Annotated in this window: 7 protein-coding genes; 6 read left to right on the top strand and 1 reads right to left on the bottom strand. The window is 36.1% G+C overall.

Translation table 11 applies throughout. The features are described 5' to 3' along the window. The 6 genes from BZK14_RS06650 to BZK14_RS06625 form a co-directional block, all read left to right on the top strand. Positions 1–312: septation protein IspZ (locus BZK14_RS06650; RefSeq protein ID WP_171973656.1), on the top strand; the 312-nt coding region annotated here is incomplete at its 5' end. Then, positions 312–584 carry a BolA family protein gene (locus BZK14_RS06645; protein WP_281249090.1) on the top strand — a complete coding sequence of 91 codons (273 nt, stop codon included), beginning with the start codon at positions 312–314 and terminating at the stop codon, positions 582–584. The genes BZK14_RS06650 and BZK14_RS06645, both read left to right, overlap by 1 nt. Before the next feature lie 13 nt (positions 585–597). Beyond that, positions 598–1,425: a peptidylprolyl isomerase gene (locus tag BZK14_RS06640; protein ID WP_077925758.1), complete on the top strand. Its 828-nt coding sequence runs from the start codon at positions 598–600 to the stop codon at positions 1,423–1,425. 76 nt (positions 1,426–1,501) lie between these two features. After that, positions 1,502–2,521: a protease SohB gene (sohB, locus tag BZK14_RS06635; protein WP_345667778.1), complete on the top strand. Its 1,020-nt coding sequence runs from the start codon at positions 1,502–1,504 to the stop codon at positions 2,519–2,521. Between the two features lie 22 nt (positions 2,522–2,543). Further along, a complete protein-coding gene (locus BZK14_RS06630; protein ID WP_077925756.1) occupies positions 2,544–3,125 on the top strand; it encodes a LemA family protein in 582 nt (193 codons plus the stop codon). Further along, positions 3,122–5,284 carry a primosomal protein N' gene (locus BZK14_RS06625; protein WP_077925755.1) on the top strand — a complete coding sequence of 721 codons (2,163 nt, stop codon included), beginning with the start codon at positions 3,122–3,124 and terminating at the stop codon, positions 5,282–5,284. The genes BZK14_RS06630 and BZK14_RS06625 overlap by 4 nt, the downstream gene beginning before the upstream one ends. Here BZK14_RS06625 and BZK14_RS06620 read toward each other — a convergent pair. Then, entirely contained in the window at positions 5,281–5,796 is a 516-nt protein-coding gene (locus tag BZK14_RS06620) for a Slp family lipoprotein (RefSeq protein WP_077925759.1), read from the bottom strand. The two genes, BZK14_RS06625 and BZK14_RS06620, sit on opposite strands and share 4 nt — an antisense overlap. Between the last annotated feature and the right edge of the window lie 55 nt (positions 5,797–5,851).

Raw genomic sequence — 5,851 nt, 5'->3', positions numbered from 1 at the left:
GCATTATTGATCATGTATTACTCTAAAACTATGCCATTTAAATATCTCTTTGCTAAACATTTAGAGTTGGATTTACCTGATTCAGTGTGGTTGCGCCAGAATATTATTTGGACAGTTTATTTCTTCATTAGCGGATTAATCAATACAGCTTTAGTTGTTTTTGAAATTTCTAATGAAGGTTGGGTGATTTATAAAACAATCATCGGTCCAATTTTGGCAACATTATTCTCTGTTATTATGATTGCAAACTTATATCGTGAAAGTAAACGCTATAGAGCATTGGCTGAAAAACGTGAAAATTTAGGAGAATAATGATGAATGTAGAAAGAGTTCAACAAATTGATGCACTGCTTCGTGAAAATTTTTCACCAGAGTTTCTTGAAATTATCGATGACAGTCATCATCATATAGGACATGCGGGAGCAAAAAATGGCGCAGGGCACTTTACTGTTAAAATTTGTTCAGATGCATTTGTGGGTAAAACATTGGTTCAACGTCACAAAATGGTATATTCCGCACTTGATTCTATGATGCATAGTGAGATTCATGCATTAAGTATTGAGGCAACTGTACCCAATAAATAAGGACTTATTCAATATGAAAAAAACGTTAATTAGTGCAGCATTAGTTGTTAGTAGCATCGTTGGCTCTATGAGCTTGGCACAAACTTTTGAAATTCCAGATCCTGTTGCTGTGATTGATGGCAAAGCATTGTCTAAAGCCGATTTTCAAGCAGCAGTAGAGCCAATTGTTGGTGTAGATAATTTAGAATTTATTCAAAATGCACAACAGTTGAATGAATTAATTTCTCAATTAGCATTGCAAGATAAACTAGCAAGCAAAGCTAAGAAAGAAGGTTTAGATCAAACAGCAGAATATAAAAAGTTCATTGATCATGCAGCAAGATTAGGTTTATCTCAGGCATTTTTGAAGAAAACTGTTGATGATATTAAAGTGACTGATGAAGAAATTAAAGCTGAATATGATAAACAGGTTAAAGCTATCGATAAGAATGAATATCGCGCTGCACATATTTTGGTTGACACTGAAGCGGAAGCAAAAGATTTATTGGCTAAATTGAATGATAAGAAAAAACCTTTATCATTTGCTGAAGCAGCACAACAGTTTTCTAAAGATCCAGGTTCAAAAGATAACGGTGGTGAATTGGGTTGGTTTAGAGCGCAAGTGATGGTGCCAGAATTTGGTGCTGCATTACAAACTATGAAGGCAGGAGAAGTTTCTGCAGCGCCAGTAAAAACACAATTTGGCTATCACATTATTAGTTTAGAAGAAGTACGTGAAACACCAATCGATTCTTTAGAAGTTTCTCAAGAACGTATTAAAGAATCTCTAGTTTCTAAACAGCTTCGTGATAAAATCGAAGGGATTCAGCAAAAAATGAATATTGAATATAAAGCTCAATAAGCTCATATACAATCAATACTGTAAAAGCCTGAATCCATTGATTTGGGCTTTTTTATTATTATGAAAATATTTAGGAATGAACATAGTGGATTTTTTAGCCAATTATTTTTTATTTTTCTTCAAACTTGTCACGATTTTAGTTTCACTATTAATCATTTTGATTATTATTAAAGGTGGTAAAGATCTTAAAAAGAAAAAAGGGGCGATTTGTTTTGAGGATTTATCAGATGAATTCAATGAGTTAAAAGAATCTTATCATGATTTGATTGCTGATGAGAAATCAGAAGATGAACAGAATGAGCAGAAGAAATCTGAAAAAAAATGGTGGCAGTTTTGGAAGAAAAAATCTGAGATAAAAGAAGATGAACAGAAACCATTGCCTAAGTTGTTTGTATTAGATTTTGATGGTGATATGGCTGCAAACGCAGCGCAAAACTTAAAGCAAGAAGTCAATGCAATCTTGAGTGTTGCTAAAGAAAATGACGAAGTGTTTGTGCGTTTAAAAAGTCCTGGTGGTGTAGTGAATGGCTATGGATTAGCTGCCGCACAATTAGAGCGTTTTAAAGAGAAGAATTATAACTTAACTGTTGCGGTGGATGAAGTTGCTGCAAGTGGTGGTTATTTAATGGCTTGTGTGGCAAACAAAATTGTTGCAGCACCATTTGCGATCATTGGTTCGATTGGTGTTGTGGCTCAATTACCAAACTTCCATCGTTTATTAGAAAAATATGATATTGATTACGAGCAATTCACCGCTGGTAAATATAAACGCACCGTAACAATGTTTGGTGAAAACACAGATGAAGGGCGTGAAAAATTCAAAGAAGAGCTAGAAGATATTCACACGATTTTTAAAGCTTATGTGAATCAGCATCGCCCACAAGTGAACATCGATGAAATAGCCACAGGTGAACATTGGTTGGGTTCGCAGGCATTAACATTGAATTTAGTGGATGAGTTACAAACGAGTGATGCTTATTTGTTGTCTAAATTAGAAACATTTCGTGTGATTCATGTGGGGTACGTGGAGCGTAAAACATTACGAGCTAGTGCATTAAAAATTTTAGCTAAAGTCCAATCTCGCTTTTCATATTAAGCATTTAAATAGGCAGAGGAATATGACAGCTTCGACATTGATGACGATTATTAGTGTTATTATTGCAATGATAGTGATTACGATTTTTAATCGATTAGTGCGTAAACGTAATTATTGTCGAAATAGTTTTGCACAAATTGATGTGCAGTTAAAAAAGCGTCATGACTTAGTGCCTAATTTAGTATCTGTTGCTCAAGGTTATCTAAAGCATGAAGCAGTTGTGCTGGAAAAAGTTATAAGTGCTCGTCAACAAGCTTCTGAAAGTTTGATGGCCTCGCGCGATGATATTGGTGCTTTAGCAAAAATGCAGATATTGATGCAGAGTGAATCTAGCTTTGCATCAGCATTACAAGGTTTTTTTGCGAATGTGGAAGCTTATCCTGAATTAAAAGCCAATCAACAAATGAAGCTATTGCATGAAGAGTTAATACATATTGAAAATACTATTGCTTTTGCAAGACAAGCATATAACGATAGCGTGACTTTTTATAATATTGATCGAGAATCATTTCCATCGAATATTATTGCAGGATTATTGGGTTTTAAACATTTAGTACAATTGGATTTAGAGATTAATAGCGGAGTACCTAAAGTATTTCAATGATTGTTCAAGTTGCGATCCCAAGTCCTTTATATGCATTGTTTGATTATGAATTAATATCAGATATTGATCCGATTGGTTGCCGAGTTAAGGTTTCATTTGGTCGGCAGAATTTGGTGGGTGTTGTACTGAAAGTCATTGAACAAAGTGAGTATAAGAAACTTAAAAATGCTGAATTATTAGATACGACACCAATTTTTACAGAAGATCTGTTAAAGCTTGGGCAATGGATTGCTGAATATTATCATGCGCCAATTGGCTTGGTTTTTCGTATGATGTTGCCACAAAAGCTTCGTAAAAGTGAGCTATATGAGCGTAGTAGTGAAACATATTTAACATTATCTGATGATTTTCCCATATGGCTTGAAGAGAATAAAAATAAAAAAGCACGTGTTATGTTGGTTGAGCAATTGGCAGAACATGTACCCATTGAACGTTCACAGTTTTGTGAGTTATTTGGTAATTTTAAAGCCCATGAAAAAGCACTGATGGCAGATGGAGTTGTGTTTCATGTGGAACAATATCCAAAAGTATGGGATGCTTCTGTACAGCATTTTCCAATACTGCCATATGTTTTAAATGATGAGCAACAGAAGGCTGTGGATGCAATTACATTGGAGCGGTTTTCGGTTTCTTTATTAGAGGGTGTTACAGGTTCGGGGAAAACAGCGGTTTATTTAGAATTGGTGAAGCGAGTTTTAGGCAAAGGGCAGCAAGTATTGATTCTTGTACCAGAAATTGGTTTGACACCACAATTTATTGAGCGAGTGAAAAATATTCTAAACATTCCCTTTGTTGTTGTGCATTCAGAAGTCAATGAGCATCAAAAATTACAAGCATGGGAAGCCGCCAAATACCATACTGTGCCATTAGTGATTGGTACACGTTCAGCATTATTTACGCCATTTGATCGTTTGGGGATGATTATCATTGATGAAGAGCATGATGGTTCATATCGTCAGCGTGATACTGTACGTTATTCAGCGCATGATGCAGCAATTCAGCGAGCCCATTTATTAAAAATACCGCTCATTTTAGGTTCGGCTACCCCAATTTTAGAAACCCTTCATAATGTTGAACGTGAGAGGTATCAGTTATTATCATTGAATGAGCGAGCTAAAGGACAAATTCCTAATTGGCAAATTATTGATATGAATGAATCTATGATCATGGATGGTATTTCTATTGAATTATTGAATGCCATTGAAGCAACGATTGAACGTAAAGAGCAAGTGATCATTTATATCAATCGTCGAGGTTATTCGCCAGTTTTAATGTGTGAGGTATGTGGCTGGGTGCCTGAGTGTAAAGCTTGTGAATATCGGTTGACAGTTTATCGCAAGAGCCATAGTTTACGTTGCCATCATTGCGGGCACAGTGAAATATTGGTTAATAAATGTCCGAGTTGTAACAATGCATTATTAAAAATGCATGGGCAAGGTACAGAAAGGATTGAGAAAGCGCTACAAGATGCCTTTCCGAAAGCTAATGTGATTCGCTTCGATCGTGATCAATTGAAGAATAAAACAGCTTTTGAAAATGCTGTTAAAGATGTGATAGTGGGTAATGTTGATATCATCATTGGTACACAGATGATTGCGAAAGGGCATGATTTTGATAAGGTGACATTGGTGGGGATGGTAGATATCGATGGTATTCTATACTCATCAGACTTTCGTGCAGAAGAGAAATTAGCACAGACATTAATGCAAGTTTCAGGGCGGTCAGGGCGTGATGTTTCTCATGGACAAGTAGTGATTCAAACGCACTTTCCTGAGCATCCATTGTTCACAGAGTTGCCGCAGCAAGGTTATGCAAAGTTTGCCCGTAATTTACTCGAACAGCGCCAGCATTTTGAATTTCCACCATATGAATATCAGGCTTTGTTTCAAGTGGAAGGAAGAAATGAGCAGGAAACATTGAAGGCTTTTGAAGGATTGATGCAATCATTAGATTGCAGAGATTTCCTTGTGGGCATTACGCCAATTTATCCTAATTCGTTATCTAAACGCCAAAATTATTATCGTTTTTATGTTGTGTTGCAAAGTAAATCAAGAAAAGCTTTGCATCGATTGGTGCATTATTTAATGCAATCAGCAGCGAATCATTTGCCAAGCCAGATTCGCCACTTTTGTGAGATTGACCCTTGGGATTTTGATTAATAGTACCAAGGTCGATAGCGCCAATACCGGCTATTGTATGGTCCCCAATAGAATCGATCATCATCCCAGCGAGAGTTATAATTAGACCATGTTCTATAATTATCTCCACTCACTTGTACCTGTAGGATTGTCATATCATTACCAGCAATTTCAGCTTTCTGTAGGTCGATAATTTTGCCAATGACCGCCATACGATCTCCAACAGAAATATCAAAGAAATTGATACGTGTATCTGGTGTGAAAGTGATAAATATACGCTGTGATAAATTATTGCTGCCCTCTTCAGGATAGCCAGAGCTATTGATATGCCGTTTCACTAACTCAATTTGGCGCTTACTGCGATCAATCGTTGCCACTTGACCGCCCACATAAGCTCGTTGATCAATGACCTCTTTTTGAGAAAGTTGTACAATTGCTTCATAATGTAGAGCATCTCCCGCTTGATTGACTAGGAAATTAGATGCACATCCTTGAAGAAATAGAAATGTTGCAAATATAATAAGCTTTTTCATGATTGCTCCATTATGGTGAATGGAAAAAGATAACTTGTTACAAATCATATCAAAA

The organism is Wohlfahrtiimonas larvae (genome assembly GCF_002006755.1).
GTDB lineage: Bacteria > Pseudomonadota > Gammaproteobacteria > Cardiobacteriales > Wohlfahrtiimonadaceae > Wohlfahrtiimonas > Wohlfahrtiimonas larvae.
The sequence above is the reverse complement of the archived record's forward strand: the minus strand, read 5'-3'. Positions and strand labels throughout refer to the sequence as shown.